Annotated in this window: 8 protein-coding genes and 1 pseudogene; 2 read left to right on the top strand and 7 right to left on the bottom strand. The window is 56.2% G+C overall.

Annotated elements, in window-relative coordinates; all coding sequences use genetic code 11:
• Positions 1-706 precede the first annotated feature (706 nt).
• Entirely contained in the window at positions 707-4,054 is a 3,348-nt protein-coding gene (locus CAUR_RS15165) for a S8 family serine peptidase (protein WP_012258737.1), read from the top strand.
• Positions 4,055-4,207: 153 nt separating this feature from the next.
• On the opposite strand, the gene CAUR_RS15160 is transcribed toward CAUR_RS15165, so the two are convergent.
• Positions 4,208-4,873, bottom strand: a complete 666-nt coding sequence (locus tag CAUR_RS15160; protein WP_012258736.1) for a RodZ family helix-turn-helix domain-containing protein — start codon at positions 4,871-4,873, stop codon at positions 4,208-4,210.
• 129 nt (positions 4,874-5,002) lie between these two features.
• Here CAUR_RS15160 and CAUR_RS15155 point away from each other — a divergent pair, with 129 nt between their 5' ends.
• Complete coding sequence (locus CAUR_RS15155) at positions 5,003-5,683, top strand: haloacid dehalogenase type II (protein ID WP_012258735.1); 681 nt, start codon at positions 5,003-5,005, stop codon at positions 5,681-5,683.
• A gap of 191 nt (positions 5,684-5,874) precedes the next feature.
• On the opposite strand, the gene CAUR_RS15150 is transcribed toward CAUR_RS15155, so the two are convergent.
• The 6 genes and pseudogenes from CAUR_RS15150 to CAUR_RS15125 form a co-directional block, all read right to left on the bottom strand.
• Positions 5,875-7,935, bottom strand: a complete 2,061-nt coding sequence (locus tag CAUR_RS15150; RefSeq protein WP_012258734.1) for an alpha-amylase family glycosyl hydrolase — start codon at positions 7,933-7,935, stop codon at positions 5,875-5,877.
• 93 nt (positions 7,936-8,028) lie between these two features.
• Positions 8,029-8,841 carry a carbohydrate kinase family protein gene (locus tag CAUR_RS15145; RefSeq protein WP_012258733.1) on the bottom strand — a complete coding sequence of 271 codons (813 nt, stop codon included), beginning with the start codon at positions 8,839-8,841 and terminating at the stop codon, positions 8,029-8,031.
• Between the two features lie 140 nt (positions 8,842-8,981).
• Positions 8,982-11,459 (bottom strand): annotated as a pseudogene (gene lon / locus CAUR_RS15140) (endopeptidase La).
• 46 nt (positions 11,460-11,505) lie between these two features.
• A complete protein-coding gene (locus CAUR_RS15135) occupies positions 11,506-13,365 on the bottom strand; it encodes an ABC transporter ATP-binding protein (RefSeq protein ID WP_012258732.1) in 1,860 nt (619 codons plus the stop codon).
• A 14-nt stretch (positions 13,366-13,379) separates the two neighbouring features.
• A complete protein-coding gene (locus CAUR_RS15130; protein ID WP_012258731.1) occupies positions 13,380-13,880 on the bottom strand; it encodes a MarR family winged helix-turn-helix transcriptional regulator in 501 nt (166 codons plus the stop codon).
• 1,147 nt (positions 13,881-15,027) lie between these two features.
• Positions 15,028-19,302, bottom strand: coding sequence for an FG-GAP-like repeat-containing protein (locus CAUR_RS15125; protein WP_012258730.1), 4,275 nt, complete (start codon positions 19,300-19,302; stop codon positions 15,028-15,030).
• Between the last annotated feature and the right edge of the window lie 136 nt (positions 19,303-19,438).

Here is a 19,438-nt window from a genome sequence, read left to right as displayed (position 1 = left end):
GGGAGCAGGTGCCATGCGCACACATGAGTAGCCGCAGCGGGGCCACCACGTCGTGAGGGAGGGCATCAGCCCGCACGACCGCAGGGCTGACCTGCCGGCGGGGAGCAGGACGTTGCGGAACCCATGACTGCCTGGTGTGCGTGATGAACGATGCGCCGTTTCCAGCACGATGTGCTATGAGGGGGCATACCGACTGCCTGGTGACATGTGGGTAATGCATAGCAAGGCGAGCCGGCGGTGCACGTTCCCGGGGTCAATGAGATCAATTCTACACACCCAATATTGCCGGCGTAGATCATGCGTATAGACAACGTACCATTATGTGAGATTGCCAACCGCGAAACAGGATCACCGCGTAGCAGCCAACCCAATACGTGGATACCGGTAGAAATGAAAGCCTACGATTACGTTAAGCTCAAAACGGTTTATGACAAACTTTTCATTAAACGAATAAATAATTTTTCATCTATTGATCTCAACAATTTGATTAGCCAACCGTTAACCTCTTGAAACTTTACGGAGTTTCTATTACAATAAACATCGTTCGTGGTAGGTCAGCAAAGAACAAATATTCAGGGTACACGGCATAGCCTGTACCTGGGGGATTTCTGTTCTGTTTTCCGGGTAAGGAGGTGAGATCGTACTGTCATGACGCCATACAAGGGAGTATGCCGCTGTCTCGTTTTTGTGTAATCAAGGGGGGCACATGAGTCGTCTATTTTCACGCAACTATCTGGTTGCATTGACGTTGCTACTGTCGCTCGTACTGGCTGGAATTTTACCGTTACGTCCTGTAGAAGCGCAACCGCGCCCTGATCGCCCAACGCCCGGAACGCCGTTAACCATCGAACCCCTCACTGCAAGTAGCCGTGAAGATGTGGCTGTCAACAAAAATCTAGCCCTTTCACGCGACGGCACCCTCGCCAGCGTCTTCCTCAAGATCGACTCACCATCACTCGCCTCGTTTATGGCGCAGAATGGTATCACTGACATCAACGCCCCCGCAGCCCAGGACTATCTGCGTCAACTGAACGCCGAACTTGATGCGCTGATCGCCCAGGCGCAACAGCGCATCCCCGGTCTGATTGTCACGCACCGTTTTGATCTGATCATCGGCGGTGTTTCGGTGGCCGCTCCGGTCAGTCATCTCGACCAATTGCGTCGGTTACCTAATGTGGTTGAGGTGATTAACGACCGGATTGAGCGCATCGAGACCTACCGCACCCCTGCGTTCATTGGGGCAACCACGGCATGGAATCGTGGCGGTGGTTCGGCATTTGCCGGTGAAGGCGTGATCTTTGGCGTCCTCGACAGTGGTGTCTGGCCCGAACATCCGTCATTCTCCGACCCCGATCCGCTCGGCAAACCCTACGCTCCCCCACCACCCGCGCCGGGTAATCCTGGTGGTCTCCGCGCCTGTAATTTCGGCAGTGCGACACCCGGTGATGCGCCGTTCACCTGCAATAACAAGCTGATCGGTTCGTACCGCTTTATGAGTGCCTACGATTTCTTTGTCGGCACTCAACCATACGAGTTCCGCTCTGGTCGCGATGATGATGGACACGGTACCCATACTGCTTCAACGGCAGCCGGTAACCGTGGCGTTCCGGCCAGTGATGGCAGCCGGGTATTCGGAACCATCTCCGGCATCGCGCCACGGGCATACATCGTAAACTACAAAGTGTGTGGTGAGCTGGGATGCTTTACGACCGACTCGGCAGCCGCTGTTCAGCAGGCAATCCGCGATGGTGTACACGTGATCAACTTCTCGATCAGCGGTGGTACCAATCCGTACAGCGACATCGCCTCACTTGCATTTCTTGACGCCTACAATGCCGGGATTCTGGTGTCGGCATCGGCAGGCAACTCCGGCCCGGCACCCGATACGGTCAACCACCGCGAACCGTGGGTAGCGACGGTTGGTGCCAGCACCTCAGATCGGTCGTACCTCAGTACATTGACGGTACAGGGCAGCAGCGGAACCTTCACTGCGGTTGGCGCTTCGAGTGGCGCCGGCATTTCGACGCCTGCGCCGGTTGTCGTCAACACCACCGACCCGCTGTGTCTCAACCCAGCAGCAGCCGGCACTTTCACCGGCCAGATCGTTGTGTGCGAACGAGGAATCATTGCCCGCGTTGCGAAGAGCGCGAATGTGGCAGCCGGTGGCGCTATCGGTATGATCCTCTACAATCCAACACCGAGCAGCCTTGACGCCGACTTCCACTCAATTCCGACAGTACACATCCAGAACACCGATGGCAGCGCATTGCTGGCCTTCCTGACTGCCAACCCCGGTGCCACGGCGACCTTCACCCCTGGCGCACCCGGCCCGATCCAGGGAGATGTGATGGCCGGCTTCAGTTCGCGCGGTGGTCCTGGTCAGACCCTCGGTATCAGCAAGCCTGACGTGACTGCACCCGGTGTCAACATTCTGGCCGGCTATACAGCAATTGAATACGGGCAGGCGGTACCACAGTTCGCCTTCCTGAGCGGTACGTCGATGTCCAGCCCGCACAATGCCGGTGCTGCAATCCTGCTCAAGTGGCTCAACCCAACCTGGACGCCCGGTCAGATCAAATCAGCGCTGATGACCAGTGCGAAAGCTGCCGGTGTCTATAAAGAGGACGGTGTTACTCGCTTTACGCCATTCGATGCCGGTTCAGGCCGCATTGATTTGCGCAAAGCCTGGGACCCCGGCCTGACATTCGACGAGACCGGTGCCAATTATCTGGCATTGCAGAATGAACTGTGGAAGGCCAATTATCCCAGCCTGTACGTACCGAGAATGCCGGGATTGATCACCGTCAGCCGCACGGTACGTGAAGTGTCGGGGTACAACAGCTTCTACAAGAGCACCATTTCGTACCAGGCCGGCCAACCACGCGACTTCAAGGTCATTGTACCGAAGGAGTTCTTCGTTCCGGCAAACGGTACGTACACCTTCAATATCACGGTTGATGCCCGTGATGTGCCGTTAGGACAGGTACGGCATGCCGTGGTCATCTTCACCGAACGGAACGGCTGTCAGGTTCGTTTCCCTGTCACGATTGTACGTGGCGAGCCTGATATTCGGATGGAGAAGCAGTGCGATCCGGCGACCCTGGCCTTGCGCGGGACAACCGACTGCACCATCTCGATCACCAATACCACCTTCAACGACGTCACAGTGACGCTCAACGATACCATGCCGAAACAGTTGAAACTGGTGAGCGGGAGTGTCACCGGTGGTGCCACCGAAACGAGCAACGGCCTGACCTTCAGTGGAACCCTCACCGGCGCATCGCCACCCAACATTAGCGCGGGTCGTTTGACCTTCAACGGATATCTGTCGCTTGCCAGCCTCGGTGCGTCCCCGAATGTGAGCCTCGGTGACGAGACGATTGCCAACTTCACCCTGAGTCGCCCGTTTGTCTTCGGTGGGCAAACGTACAACACTATCGGCATGGTCAGCAACGGGTATGCTGTGATCGGTGGCGGTACGGCGGCAGATGTGCAATATATCAACCGTACCTTCCCCAACCCTGCCCGCCCGAACAATACGCTGGGTGCGTTCTGGACCGACCTCGACGGTAGCGCTGGAGGTGGCTACTACGCTTACCTTGTTGGATTTGGACCATGCAGCAATCCGGCGAATGCCTGCTGGCTGATTCTGGAGTGGGAAAACGCACCGAACTGGGGTGACGGTGAATTGAACACCTTCCAGATCTGGATCGGATTGAACGGCGTCGAAGACATTACCTACTCCTACGGTCCGACCCTCTCTGATGGCGATAGCGGCTATGTCACCGTCGGCGCCGAGAATGCGTTCGGTAATCGCGGGGCGAATATCTACAGCAACGACGGCTTCGGCCCGATTGTGGGTACTATACCAACCGCGAACTCGAACGATGTTTACATCGCAACCACCCCCGGCACACCGGGACAGACCATCACCATTGGCTTCCGCGCCCAGGGTGTACGCCTCGGACGCTGGACGAACTACGCCGAACTGACCAGTCCATCCTTCTTCGGCACGTACATTGATCCGTTCAGTGGTGAGGTTGTCCGACCGTAGCGGCAATCATTGCGCGATAGCTTAAGGATGGGGCGACATCGATATCGCCCCATCCTTATGTTACGAAGTACAGTCGTATTCAACCACTCAACTCAAACCCTCGCAACGTCCCGCCCCGGATCAGCAAGCGAGCACACATACACGTATCAATATCTACGGCGCCTGCCGTGGCGGCAATGGCCGCTGCGACTGCGGGCCGAACTGCGCATCGCACAGGAAGAGTGGTTGGCGGCCATCACCGTGGTAGTTGTAGAGTTGATCGCCAACCCGAAGCTGCACGAACACGCCATCAATGAGCACCTGGATGTACGCCATGCCCGGTCGCGGACATCCGAGTGAGCCATCCGGCCAGGTGACAGCGGCAACCTGGGCCACCTCGATCACAGACACATCCACCCCCAGGCGCTGGGCCAGGTCTTGTTTTGCCTGATCAATGAGGCGGGCCAGGTTCGGATCGTAGGGGGGTGTCAGTGGTTGGGCATTGGCCGGCATCGGTGATGTTCCACCCTGATCTGACGGCGGCATAGGGGTCTCCTTTACTGGTGGTACGGCAGGCAGTGGTGTTGCCACCGTTGGTGGTAATACAACCGTTGCCCCAACGGTTGGTAGCACAACTGGGGCCGGTGGTGGTTGAGCAGTTTCTTCCGACAATATGGTTGCTGTCGGTGCTGGCAGGGATGCATCGCGCGTCGCCGCCGGCGGCTGCGTGCGAAATGGCTGACCGGGCGGCGGCAAGGGCTGCGCAGGCAGAGAGCCGGTTGCCGTCCCACAGGCTACCAAAAGAAACACTCCGATCAAGATGACAAGCAATGCTCGCATAAGCAGTCCTTTGCAGTTCAGACGTGGTGCTTTACTGGTATGACGCACACCCACAGCAATTCGTTCCATTCAGGGCAGCCGTATCCGAGGCTGTATAATATGCATCTACTATCAAACAGGAGAACTGCTATGCCACGTGTTTGTGTCTTCGACGTGAATGAGACCTTGCTCGACCTGCGTGCCCTCGATCCTATGTTTGAGCAGGCGTTTGGCGACCCTGGCGTGCGGCACGAGTGGTTTCAGCAGGTGATTCACCTGGCAATGGTGGTCACCATTACGGGAAGCTATGTTCCATTCGCGCAGATTGGCGATGCCGCACTGACAATGACAGCCGCACGCCGTGGTGTAAAGCTGAGCAGTAGCGGTCGGCAACAGATTCTGGCTGGTATGCGGCAACTGCCTCCGCATCCCGATGTACAACCGGCACTCGAACGCTTGCAGGCCAACGGGATCAGGCTGGCAACACTCACGAATTCAAATGTCGAACTGGCCGAGGCTCAACTTGCTTTTGCCGGCCTGCGTGACTTCTTTGAGGTGCGTCTGTCGGTCGAGGAAGTTCGCCGTTTGAAACCGGCGCCGGAGGTGTATCAGATGGCGGCTCATCGGCTGGGTGTGGCAATGGATCAGGTACGGTTGATTGCCGCCCATGCCTGGGACGTAGCAGGAGCCTTGCGTGCCGGTTGTGCCGCTGCTTTTGTCGCCCGTCCAGGTATGGTACTCGACCCATTGGCTCCACCGCCGGATGTGGTAGGACATGATCTGGCCGCGGTTGCAGATCAAATCCTGGTCATAGAGAGGCAGGCGGCATAACACGCTCATCTATGTTGTGAGTGATCAAACGCGGGTGAACTTATTATGACATTGACAGCGAATTTTTCTATGAATGGTCTCACGCAAGAGGCGTTCGGCAGGTTTGGGTAATAGTCAATCCTCGCGTGTTACGTGACGGGAGCGGGAAAAAGATGGACGCGACACCTGGGGGTCACGTGCTTGTTACCATGTCAACCCTCGAAGCAGTAGATACCGAACGGTGCCAGACGCAATTCTTCACCGATACCGCGCCGTTCCCGACTCAACGGTGAAATTTCGAGCAGATCACGCCCAATAGGCTGGGGGGCAATGAATCGGCCCGGTAACGCGCCCAGATTGATCACGCCGATCAAGCGCCGTTGTTCAAACTCACGATAGATAATCATAATGTCGCCAGTAGCGGCCGTAAGGTCCTGGTAAGCCACTGTCCCATAGCGAAGCGCCGGCTCTTTACGCCATAAAGCCAACAGGCGCGGTAAGACAGTGCGATCTGCGATCTCCTGACCATTCCAGATCGCCGGTGTCAGACCACTAAACAGCATCACTGCCCAGAGCGTCTGACCAAGCCGTGAACCGCGTAAGCCATCGGCTAACGGATTGCAATCGGCAGTATCGAAAGATTCAAGAAACCCAATCCGATAGGTATCAGGATAGAGTTCGGCATAATCTCTCTGATATGCCGACCACTCAGCAGGGGTAATCCGGCGCATCGCCAGATGGACGAGCATATGGTGGCTGGGATAATCGAACCATCCCCCGGCAAATTGGGCAGACCGTGGCCCGGAGAGAGTAGAGATCATGGCAAGCTCTGGCCGGGCTGTCGCAATCTCTTGTAGGGTCTGCACCATCAAAGCAGAACCGGTACTCGCCCGTAGCGATGCCCGCCGTATCCAGGCCGGCGCTGCGCTGTATGGGGCCACTGCCCGTATCCCATCCAGGGCAAAGTGATCAACCTGGCCAATCACCCATTGTTGCCAGTACAGACGCCAGTCGCTGCGTAGCCAGTCGAAATGGTAGCCACCGGTAGCAAGAGCAACACCGGGATGGCGCGCCACTGCCGGTACATCTGCCGGTGTCCCAATCACAAATGCCCCTGACTCATCACGGACAAACCATTCCGGGTGTTCGTTAAGGTAACGAGAATCGGGAGCACAACCCTGCATGGCAACATCTACCAAGACCCGCATGCCGTGCTGGTGAGCTGCTGCAACAAGCTGTTGGATCGTCTCGTGATCACCACACGCCGGATCGATCTGTTCGAGATCGCCGATTAGATGCGGGCGATCACCAACCGTATGCCACGGTAACAAACATAGCGTATCGACCCCAAGCGTTGTCAGTTCAGGTAAACGGTGGCGCAACCCATCAGCACCACCGTGCTGTCGCAGATCGGCGACATAGATGATTGCATCACGCAGCCATGGCATTGGCGGACGGGGGAATGGCGTCAATGCCCGATAGATTGCCAATGCCGCCGGCCAGGGTTCGGGGGTAAGAGTAAAAAACTGCCGTCCCAGCGCAAACCGCCAATCTGAGGGCAGCCAGCCGGCAACAGCAATCTCATAGGCCAAAGAGACTGCTGTGTGGCTGCCCTGCACGTATGGAAGTGCCGCCTCATCATCACCGGCGTACCAGCAGAGGAAGGTCAGTGCGAGATCAGAATTGACAAGAGCCATCACCCCGGCACCCTGGGTTGGTGCCGGCTCAAAGGCACTGCCACCACGTAAGCCGGGCGCAAAGAAACGACGGGGCAGAATGTTACGATCCTGGGTGCAGGCGATGGTATACGGTGCACGTGGCCGAACACTGTTGCCCGGCGCCTCAAAGGTACAGCGATCTGGCGAGCCAATCTGGACATGAGGAATGATCAACCGTACACCGTACATGCGGAGTTCATCACCGCTGACATTTTCGATCTCAATCCAGCGCTCGATCACCTCGTCAGACAACAGGTAATGATCAAACACCTTGAACGGGCCAAGACCGACAATAATTGTCATCTGCAGGTAACCATCTGGCAGAATCTGCAAACGATGCCAGATGTAGCGCGCGAACGTCTGCGCGGTAATCCAATTGGTCGGCGAACCGATAGCAACATCAACCCCGGCAACCGGAGGGCCAAAACCGAGAATATTTGGGCCATTATCACGACGAAAGACGATCAGAGCGCCACTATCCGTTGACCAGCCGAGTTCATAACGAGCGGTGCGTAAAATGATCTGGTCAGTCTGTTCGTAGAGTTCGTAACTCATTGAGCAATTGGCGAGTGTCAGGAGAGGTAGTAGATACTACCTGTCAGGTTGTAGAGATTATAACACGAAGTATGGCCGCTTCATAAGGCAAGGTCACGCTGTCGATTGTTCGATGACAAACGTCGTGGCAGCATTTGTAGCAAACAGAAGGATTTCCTGCCAGTCCCATCCTTTCCAGATACCGTACACCACACCCGCCCGAAAGACATCACCGGCTCCGGTGAGATCACTGCTCTCCGTTGAAGGCGGTGCTGCTTCGTACCAGCTACCGGCAACCAAAACCCAAGCCGGACGAGGGCCGTCGGTGATGAAGACGGGGGCGCCACGCACCTGTTGCAAAGCAGCTGCCCGTTGAAACGGTGCGGTACCCAACAGATCAACCGACGTAACAATCACATCGGCGGCCTGAGCCAGGGGATCGGCAGGATCGCTCACATCACCGACCACCACCAGCCGATTGAGCTGTCGTGCAGTGGTAGCGACTTCCGTGGTGTAGAGGCCGTAGCGACTGACACTAACGATCTGGCAGGTTGCTAAGACTTCTGCTGATGGTGGCGAAGCCGCCGTCTGTTGACGCAAAGCAATGATCGTGCGTTCACCATCGGGGGTAATCAGGATATGGCATACCGGCGTTGCGACGTTCGCACTTCTTTCGATGTGGGTCATCAGGCCCAACGCGGTTAACTCAGCCGCAACCAGATCACCGCCGGCATCGTAACCTAACCGGTCTCCGTACAGGAGCGGCTTGACACCCCAGCTCACCAGTGCGCGGGCTTCGTTCAACGCATTGCCGCCGGCCAACCAGCGTGTACGCACGGCATGGATACCGCTGCCTTGTCGCGGCCAATGGGGTAACCAGATGCGCAAGTCAGCACAAAGAGAGCCGTAGCAGAGGATTGCATTCATGACGACACCGGGTCAGGCAATCACGGGTACATGCTGAGGCCTTGCCACTGCTGCGGTGTGAATATCATATGCAAAGCCTGGGTATGAATAGAGTATGGTTCTGCGGTTGTATTGTCACCGCAGAACCATCAACGCTTTACCTATGCACCGGCTGGGGTTGGCGAGGGTTGACCGCGATTATTTTGATGATGCGGCCCGCTGACCTGATTGTTTGCAGTCGGCATCCGACTCAGCGCAATTTGCAGCACCTCGTCCATCGAGGAGACCGGGATTAGATTCAGTTCCCGCCGCACCTTTTCTGGCAGTTCACTAATATCCTTCGCGTTTTCCTTCGGCAAGATAAAGGTACGAATACCGGCCCGATGCGCGGCCAGCGTCTCCTCTTTCAGTCCACCGATAGGCAAGACCTTTCCGCGCAGAGTGACCTCACCGGTCATCGCCACATCGCGGCGCACGGGGGTGCCGGTCAGCGCACTGATCAGCGCGGTGGTCAGCGTAATACCGGCGGATGGACCATCCTTCGGGACTGAACCCTCTGGGATGTGAATGTGAATATTGGTTTCTTCAAAGATCGCCGGATCAATCCCGAAGTCGGCAGCACGTGAGCGAACGTAGCTCACCGCAGCCTGCGCGCTCTCCTTCATAACCTCACCGAGCTGACCGGTGAGTTGAAGCTGGCCCTTGCCCTTGAACGGCAACACCTCGATATTGAGAATATCACCACCGGCGCTCGTCCAGGCCACACCGGTCGCGACCCCAACCTCGTCTTTCTCCTCGACCAGACCGAAGGTGAAGCGCTCGGGACCAAGATATTCCAGCACGGCAGCCTCATCAATCACAAACTTCTGCACCGAGCCATCGGTTGCTTCGCTTTGTTCGGCCACCTTACGCGCCACTTTACGGCACAGACTGGCGATCTCGCGCTCAAGGCCACGCACACCAGCCTCGCGGGTGTATTCGCGAATCAGCTTGATGATGGCGCCATCGGTAAACTCGATCTGATCCTCACGCAGCCCATGGAACTCGCGCTGCTTGGGAATCAGGAAACCGCGTGCGATCTCCATCTTCTCGTCTTCGGTGTAGCCACTGATCTCGATGATCTCCATGCGATCACGGAGCGGCAGCGGGATTGGTTCAAGCTGGTTCGCCGTGGCAATGAAGATAACCTTACTGAGATCGAACGGCAATTCAAGGTAATGATCGCTAAATGCGTTGTTCTGCTCTGGATCGAGTACCTCTAACAATGCCGAGGTTGGATCGCCGCGGAAATCGATACCAATCTTGTCAACTTCATCAAGAATGTAGACCGGACTCCGCGATTTAGCCGTCTTCATGGCCTGGATGATCCGACCGGGCAACGCGCCGATATAGGTGCGGCGATGACCGCGGATCTCAGCCTCATCGCGCACGCCACCGAGGCTGGTACGGACAAATTTGCGGCCCAACGCACGGGCAATGCTGCGCCCCAGGCTGGTCTTACCTACACCGGGCGGGCCGACAAAGCAGAGGATGGGACCGCGCATCTTATTACCGGCCAGTTTAAGCACAGCCAGGTATTCAAGAATACGCTCTTTGACCTTTTCGAGGCCATAGTGATCTTCGTCGAGCACCTTTTTGGCCTCAGTAATGCTGATCTCTGGCAACTCCTCATCAGCCCAGGGCAGCGAGAGAATCCAGTCGAGGTAGGTCCGAATCACGCCTGCTTCAGGGCTGTGCATCCCCTGCTGGGACAGCCGCTTCAACTCGTGCAGCGCCTGATTCTTCACATACTCTGGAGCGTTCATCTCGTGAATCCTGCGCCGCAGCTCGTCAATCGGATCATCGCCATCTTCATCTTCACCCAACTCACGGCGAATAACCCGCAACTGCTCGCGCAGGAAATACTCACGCTGACTCTGGTCGAGTACCTCGCGGGTATCCTACTGAATCTTGACGCGCAGCTTCAGCAGCTCCAACTGTCGTGCCAGCACCAGGTAAGCCTTGCGCAGGCGCTCGACCGGATCAAGCGTATTGAGGATCTCAAGCCGGTCCTTGAAATCGAATGCCGGCCCCCAGGTCACAATATCGGCCAGATGACCGGCGCGATCAATGCGATGCACAAACTGCACCGCCTCCTGGGGCACCTCACCGAGATGCTCGACGAATTCATCAACCTGCTGCTTCACCGTCTCCATCAGGGCTTCGACCTCGATCCCCCCGACCGGTGGATCAAAGATTGGTCGGCAACGCACCCGATAGAAGGGTGTAATCTGGATCGCTTCGATAATCTGTGCCCGCTGCTGGCCTTCAAGGATTACACGGGCTGTGCCATCGGGCAACTTGGCAAACTCCTGCAACTGCGCAATAACCCCAATCGGCGGTAGATTCTGCGGCTGGTTGCTCTTGTATCCTTCGAGCTGATTCTCGCGCACAAAGATCAACAAAACATCACGATCTTCTTCCCACGCTCGCTCCATCGCACGGTACGACTTCCCCTGCGGTACCTGGAGCGGGATGGTCATATGGGGCATGATGACCATTTCGCCGAGCACCACCATCGGGAGACGGCGTTCTGGCTCTTCGTGCAGGTCATCCTGCTCTTCAGGCAGATCGTCAAAGAGAGACATTGGTTCATTCATAGTAGTTTTATCTCCTACGTTCTATGAGGAACGTTACTCACACTATTTACACAGCAGCCGTTGCCGGTATTGGCTGCAAAAATTGTCGTTCGTACAACCGGGCATAGACACCATCACGGGCAAGCAGCTCGTGATGAGTACCAATTTCAACCAGCTCACCCGCTACGATCACCGCAATGCGATCAGCGCGCTGCACTGTGCTCAGGCGATGGGCAATGACGATACTGGTACGTCCGGCCATGAGCCGTTCCAGGGCCTCTTGCACCAACCGCTCGCTCTCGCTGTCGAGCGAACTGGTGGCCTCGTCCAAAATCAGGATGCGCGGATTTTTCAGAATCGCCCGGGCAATGGCAATCCGCTGGCGCTGACCGCCACTCAAGCGCACCCCACGCTCGCCGACCGGTGTATCGTACCCATCTGGCAATTGACAGATGAACTCGTGCGCATTCGCCATCCGGGCAGCCGCTTCAATCTCTTCATCAGTGGCTTCGAGACGGCCATAGCGGATGTTATCGCGAACACTGCCGCTGAAGAGTTGGGTTTCCTGCAACACGATTCCGATCTGATCCCGGAGCGACTGTATCTGGACCCGCCGCACATCATAACCATCGATGAGCACGCTACCGGCACTCACGTCGTAGAACCGTGGGATCAGGCTGGCAATCGTACTCTTGCCGGCACCGCTAGGCCCAACCAGGGCTACCATTTCCCCTGCTTCAATGGTGAGCGAAAAGTCGCGCAGGACTACCGGTGCAGGCGAGCCATTGCTGGTTGCCGATTGATAGGCAAACGACACCTCGCGGAACTCAATCCGCCCCTCGACAGGCGGTAAGGGAATGGCATCAGGCGCATCGGCCACCAATGGTTGCTGATCGAGCAGCTCGAAGACCCGGGTGGTTGCCCCAAGTGCCTCTTGCAACTGAGCAAACAGGCTTGCAAACACACCCATTGACCCGGCAGCCATCACTGCGTAGAACAGAAACGAGATCAGGCTGCCCGTCGTCAGCACACCGGTGCTCACCAGATAGCCGCCGATAGCCAGAATGCCGATCAACGCCATCCACACCGCCAGCGACATTGCCGGCTGAAAGATCGCGCGAATCCGGGCAAGCTTCAACGCTGTCGCAAAGGTTGCTTCGACCGCTGCCCGAAAACGGGTAATTTCGTAGTCCTCACGTCTGAACGAGCGAACGACCCGCACACCGGCAACCGTCTCTTCCAGAATGCTGGTTGCATCGGCCAGCCGGTCTTGCACGGCGGTCGAAATCTGGCGTAGCCAGCGACCGAAGAAAACCCCAATCAACACCAGCGTCGGCACCAGGATCAACGCCAGACCACTGAGCTGCCACGAGACAACGAGCATCAGAGCAACAGCCCCAACTAACTGAATGACACCTCCCAGTAGCGTTGGCAGACTATTGGTCACCGTTGTCTGGATAAGGGTCACGTCGTTGGTAATGCGCGACGTGATTTCACCTGTTCGACGCTGCTCGAAAAAGGCGAGATCGAGCTTTTGCAGATGTTCATACGCTGCAATGCGTAGATCGCTGACAACACGCTCACCAACGAAGCTTAGACAGTAGGTCTGAATAACACCGGTCAGAAGTTGCCCAATCATCACAATACCCAGAAGTTGGGCAATCTGGACGACCGGTAATGCCTGGTCGCCGGTTATCAGATTAACAACCTGACCAATCGCTAACGGAATTACCAGACCCAAACCGGCACTGATGACCATGGCGATCAGCGCTACTACGATCCAACCACGGTAAGGACGCAGATAGGAAAGTAGCCGGGACCAGCTTACATTACTGGCAGCTTGTGGTGGCGGTATCAATTGAAACGGTAACCGTAACAAAGTACGCTCCTTGAACGCAAGCAGGCGAACCTGCTTATCGTTCACCACGATAATGTCATCCTTTATGCCAATCGTCCTGTCTCACTCCGTTCGAGCACGCGCGACATCCCGGTTAATACCCCTTCCAGAAGTTCGAGCAAGCGTTCGGCATCAGCCGCCGGCAGATGTCCAAGTGCGGCATGGATTTGCTCGCGCCGGGCCTGACGAATCGCAGCAATCAAGGCTAGTCCCCGCGGCGTGACCTGCACCATCACCTGACGACGATCCCGCTCGTGCCGTGTGCGCTCTACCAACTGTTTATCAAGCAAACGATCAACTACACCGGTGAGCGCCGCTGCCGACTGCTGCGTCGCTTCGGCCAGATCTGACATCTTGCACTCGCCGTTCGTTTGCGCCAGATGAAGCAGGGTGTAGAACTGGGTCAATGTCAGGTTAAACCGCTCATCATCGAGCAACTGCACAAACTGGCGCTGCGCCAGCCAGCTTATGCGTAAAATCATTTGCTCGATGGCATCGAGGGTTGACGGGTTATTCGTGGCATTGGCCAGTTCTGATTCGGTCATGCGTTACCCTATTCCTAGCGCGTGTAGATATTTAACAATGTTAAGTATATCAGAAGCAAGCATCCTTGTAAAGAGGATCACGACCTTTGGGGGCGATATGAGTCAGCGCAATGTCTACGACAAATACATCACTGCCCGGTACCAGATATGGCGTAGGGGCGGGTTGGCACCTGGGGCGGGTTTGGCACCCGCCCCTACTGGTTCACGGATTGTCAGACCCGTTGCGCACAACACAACCGCACGTTATCGTCATCACCAGCAGTGACACCACTCCACCACGCACCTGCGCGTGAGCACGGTCGGGGCGGCAGTATGAGGGTAAGGGCGTTCAAGACGTCTCTAAACTCTATCCCCCTCATACGCTCTTATATCATCTTGAGTGATCCAGTGCATCACTGTCCGGCACCGGATATGGCGTAGGGACGGGTTCGGAACCCACCCCTACAATCCGTCACCTCCGCAACGATCTGTCTATACAGATCAATGGTACGACCCTGATGGACGTGGGGTGATCGAATAAACAGTGTCATCCCCGTACTGGAGGACTATCAGGAGTGACACCGACGAGCCGCAGGTAGGTGGTCGCAATATGAGAGTAAGGTGTTGGCATCGTAGCGGATTTTCTATGCTATCAGATATGCCGGAAACCAGGGTGATACGCACCCGGCATAGAGCACGCCAGACGTGGCAGCGTGGCTGTCGAACTCCAAACGACACGACACAGACAATCCTGAGCGAGAACTACACCCACGAAGGGACTAGAACCTATTTCAAAAAACACCTACTAGAAGTTATATCATTCATTACTGACCGATCCCATAATTGTGACGAGCGCACCCAGCCTCCCCGTAACCAGCAGGGTCACCAGCGTGACACGTGCCGGATCGTGAACACGGCTGCTGCGGGAGCATGGCAGCCATACTCCAAACTCTGCAACACGCGCATGACGAGCGGGCAAGGCAACCAATCCAACGCGTGATTGGACTATATGCTGTCATTGACGATTGGCAAGCGTTTATGCGTCTGTGCGACAGTCTGGATGCACCACAGCACAGCTTTTACGAAATAAGTTCTAAAATTATGCTTTTCCTACCTTCTCTCTCCTACCTCCTATCTACTATCTTCTCTCTCCTATCTCCTCAACCAACTACCGACACGCTACCAGGCACACTACTTCACGTTGCAGGAGTGGCACCCAGACTGTCGGATTGAGATCGAGGCGCTGCGCTCCCGGTGCGCCCCACAATGCCGAACCTCGCACAGTCATGCCGTTGACGCGGAAGGTTACCTGCCGACCGGCCATCCCACACCCTTCGCTGCCGGGTTGGGCCGCAGCCACGTCGATGACGTAGGCAACTTGATTGTTTACTAATCGCGTTTGGGCGCTGCCACAGACGACACCATTGATCAATGCTTCTACGGTCTGACCGGGGGCAAACGTTGTCGTACCCAATGGTGCAATATAGCCGTAGTAGGTTGTTGGCGGCTGCGGCAGTGCCGATTGCAGGGTGGCACCACCTGTCAATGAAGCGGTTCCGGTTGCCCCATCATCAGTCACAAAAACCCAATAGCCGCGACCGTAGGTCAGGCTGGTGAGTGTGTTCACCAGAGTATCAAAGGCAGGGGCAACCGTTGGGTCGTACCGACGCCAGCTATTGGTCACTTCGTCATAACCGTATACAATGCGATAATGACGACTATCGACGTGAAGACGACTGAACGCAACCGGCACACTTTCACCCGACCACGGATAAGCCAGCAGGTTCCAGCCGGCTGCCGGGCGCAGCGTTGTTAATAAGGTGTACAGTCCTGCCCCGGCCGCATCACCGGCCAGCTCGCGCCGTTCGAGATCGCGCCGATAGACAACAATTTCACGCCATGCCTGGCTGGTTGGATCATATTTGAACATACTCAACCCACCGGCCGTTCCGGGTGGCAAACTGATTTCGTCGTAGCTCAAATTGATCGAGAAGCCGGTCAGGTCTGTTGCAGTTACGCCATTCAGCCAGTAGCCCGATCCGACCTGCTCGCTCCACGGCGGTGGTGTAGCCGGTGCACGAGTAGCCGCTTGAAATGAGAGCAGATCACCCGGTCCAAAGACACCATCAAGGTCGTATATCATCGCCTGGCCATCGAGTGACGCCGGAGCATCGTTTGGACAGGTTTGCCGCCGTGGATTGCACGGTCGTCGTTGCTGAGGGACTGGTGATTGATCGGCAGCCAGACGCGGGGTATCCGCTGGATAGAAGTAGAGATTGACATCGGTGATGGCCTCGCGCCGTGGTGCCGTCTCATCAACCCACAGGTGGAGCAGCGCCTGCTCGAAAAATGTCGGGGCAGTTATCTCAGCCTGTGCTACTCCAGCGCTAGCAGTTAGAGTGACGGTAGCCGATGACGGCGCATCAAGTGGGAACAGGCGAGCACGTAAGGGAGCAGTAATACCCTCTGCACGCACGATCACCCGAATCCGTTGACCATCAATCGGTTCGATCCGGATGTCTGGTTGCCAGTCAGATCGCTCGGTAACAGTTAGCGCTGTCTGACCACTCACCAGCGCTTCGACGCAGCCGAACCGCCGTACCGCCAGCTCAAACAGGCAGAGACGATCACCCGCTCGCGCACCGCGTGCTTCGAGCTGATCGCGCACCGGAGCACCGAGATCGATCAGTCGATCAATTGTCCCATTGCCATCATCATCGGTAAAGAGGATACCACGTGCGCTGCGGTCAGGTTGAAGGCGGATTGTACCTTCGTCAGTTTCCTGCAGCAGACTGAACGTAGACTGGCGGAGTGTGCGCGGCGAACCCGCTAGTGGCATTTCAATCACTTCGGTGAGCTGCGCCGGCAGCGTGTTAGGGCCGGTTATCTCATTGAAGGTTGTCGGACGATGTGCGGCTAACGCCGGGTAAAAGGCAACAATTGTCTCCCAATCAGCACGGCCATTTTCAAGCTGCGAAAGCGTTTGTTGACAATTGGTCGTCCACCCGGCAAGCGGATGAAATTCCGATTGTTCTTCACGGTAGGGATTATTCATTGCGCCTGGACAGCTCTCAACCCCAACCAGCACGCGCCGACCGTCAACCTCGCTAAAACCGATATAGTTGTCAGACAGGAAGAGTAAATAGTGTCCCAATTCATGCGCCAATGCCCGTGGCCAGTCCTCACCCACAGCACCGCGACTGGCACCGTACTGATTCCAGGTTGCCCCAATGCGAACCCGTCCCGGATAAAAGACCACCTCTTCTCCCAGAGCATTGGTAGTAATTGTGGTCTGTTGAACAATGCCACCTCGATCCGAGTTCGGCCGCAAGCGATTCGTCGCGTAGATCCGCACATCGGCCAGATTCCAGCGTTCACGGTTGTGAAAGATTCTGACCCGCCCCAGCGCGACCTGGCCATTTGTCCAATCGTAGAGCAGCTCCGAGGCACGACGGAGATCGGTGCGTAATTGGGCCATGTAACCGGTATCATTGCGCGCATCCCACTCAAGCGAGACATCGATATCGAAGAGGAGAAGAGGGTTATCAGGGCTGACATTGACCGCATTGACACCCGCATCGCTGAGGGTGGTCAGTGTTGGCGGGTCGCCAGGAACGATATTGGTGTAGTAGAGCGGACTATCGTTGACCAGAAGGCGAAGACTCCAGGCGGTGAGTGTACCGCCATCGAAGGGAAAGTTATCGGCAATAACCAGTCGCCAGTCACCGGTAATCGGCTCACCACGCAGTTCGTCTAGTGGGTCAATGGCCTGAAACTGTGCGCCTCCAGTAGGCGGACAATTATTGCCGGCGATGGTATCGCTGACCGCAATCGCAAAACCATTATTGTCACCACAAGATCCATCAACCAGACGCACGACTGTTCCTGAAGGACTGATCAGGGTCATTGAGAGATCGCTAAAATAGGTGTGCGTGCCTGTAATAATGACCGAGTCAATGAACTGAATAATCCCGGTCTGCGTAATCGACAGGGTTGCTGTGATCAGATCGGTGCGATCAGAGGCAATTGGAATTGGAGCATGGGTACTGGTATAGGAGACCAACTCACCAATAGGCTGCAGAACAGCCACATCGTCACCCGCATTCACCAACCCGGTCAACGTAGCATTGCCACTCGCATCAGCTCGTAATGGCCGATCATCAACAAGAACGGGTTCGGCCAGTGCAGTACTACCGGCGGGCTGGCGGAAGAAGAGAGCACCGTGGGCCGGCGCCCCACCAGCCCCGGTAACCACTGTCTGCACTGCCCCACTGAGCTGATTGCGATAGACGCGGGCCGGCGCATTCAACCGAACGACCACCAGGTCAGGAGTACTTGACCCCGCCATCTGCCCCCACGCCAGTCGGCTACGATTCGTTGCCCGATTCGCAAGCGTGGAGACCAGGGTAAAACCACCACTGCCATTATTCCGCAGCAGATGTTCACCGATGGGTAGCGTCTGTATTACATCACTTCGTGGTTCACTACTGAGTGCAACATCGATGAAACCATCACCATCGTAATCAGTTGCAACAGCAGCAACCGCATTGATCCGCTGACTCGTCACCCATGACAAAGCCAGTGTCAGCGGCATATCTGACTGATGAAGATAGAGGCGCACATTTTCACGCACGCCGGCGATGAACAGATCGGGTTTACTGTTGTTGTCAAAATCGCCGGTAATGACGGCACGGGTGTTCGTATTCACTATATCATCGACCCAAATTGGGGCCGAACCGAAGAAGGGCGCGGCTGATACGCCGCCAAAGATGTGAGTTGGCCCACCTCGTAAACCAACCACTAAATCGGGTATATTGTCACTATCCATATCGGCCAGGGCCATGCTGACGGTGGTGAACCCTGCCGGAACAGCTTCCTGCAACGTATTCGGCACACCGGCCAGGATTTGATCGTCGAGGTAGTAATAAATAGAACCCGCTTCGGTACCAATCAGCAGGTCTGGATCGTTATCACCGTCGAGATACCCCCACAGGATCGTCTGTGAGAACAGGTTTGGGGTGGTAAATTGCACATTGACCGCCACCCCACTGGAAACCAAATCTACCCGATATACGAATAGAGGGTCATCGTAATTCGCTTCTGCTAACAGAATCGTCCCACTGTCAGTGACAGCCCAGGCCAGATCAACGGTTTCATTAGCATTCGGCGACGTCCAGATCGGTGTTAGAATAAGTTGACCTGTGCTGTCCAATCCGTCGTTGCGCCAGATCTGAGTCGGTAAGTTGCGCCGACCAACGGCCAGATCATCATCACCATCGCTATCAATATCGAATGCAGCAACACTCGTATACTCATCACTGGCCGCTGATTGCCAGATCTGTTGGAGTGGTCCGGTTTCGGTTTGAGCACGAACCGGTAGCGGCGTGTTACCGACAATACCGGCAATGAGCAACAGGCATAGCATTATATACGCTCGTGACATAGGCCCCCCTATGGTTTTGTGGTGGCGACTGCCGATTGCGGTAACACGTATGTTGCTGCAAAGAACGACAGTCGGTTCGATCATCACTGACCAATCACGATGTCAGCACAGTGCATACCCGGCAGAAACAACAGCA

Origin of the sequence: Chloroflexus aurantiacus J-10-fl, from assembly GCF_000018865.1 — a bacterium.
Classification (GTDB): domain Bacteria; phylum Chloroflexota; class Chloroflexia; order Chloroflexales; family Chloroflexaceae; genus Chloroflexus; species Chloroflexus aurantiacus.
The sequence above is the reverse complement of the archived record's forward strand: the minus strand, read 5'-3'. Positions and strand labels throughout refer to the sequence as shown.

Bases quoted from the DNA above. Each gene is read 5' to 3' on its own strand.
- CAUR_RS15165 (WP_012258737.1), top strand. From the start codon at position 707: ATGAGTCGTCTATTTTCACGCAACTATCTGGTTGCATTGACGTTGCTA.
- CAUR_RS15160 (WP_012258736.1), bottom strand. From the start codon at position 4,873: ATGCGAGCATTGCTTGTCATCTTGATCGGAGTGTTTCTTTTGGTAGCC.
- CAUR_RS15155 (WP_012258735.1), top strand. From the start codon at position 5,003: ATGCCACGTGTTTGTGTCTTCGACGTGAATGAGACCTTGCTCGACCTG.
- CAUR_RS15150 (WP_012258734.1), bottom strand. From the start codon at position 7,935: ATGAGTTACGAACTCTACGAACAGACTGACCAGATCATTTTACGCACC.
- CAUR_RS15145 (WP_012258733.1), bottom strand. From the start codon at position 8,841: ATGAATGCAATCCTCTGCTACGGCTCTCTTTGTGCTGACTTGCGCATC.
- CAUR_RS15130 (WP_012258731.1), bottom strand. From the start codon at position 13,880: ATGACCGAATCAGAACTGGCCAATGCCACGAATAACCCGTCAACCCTC.
- CAUR_RS15125 (WP_012258730.1), bottom strand. From the start codon at position 19,302: ATGTCACGAGCGTATATAATGCTATGCCTGTTGCTCATTGCCGGTATT.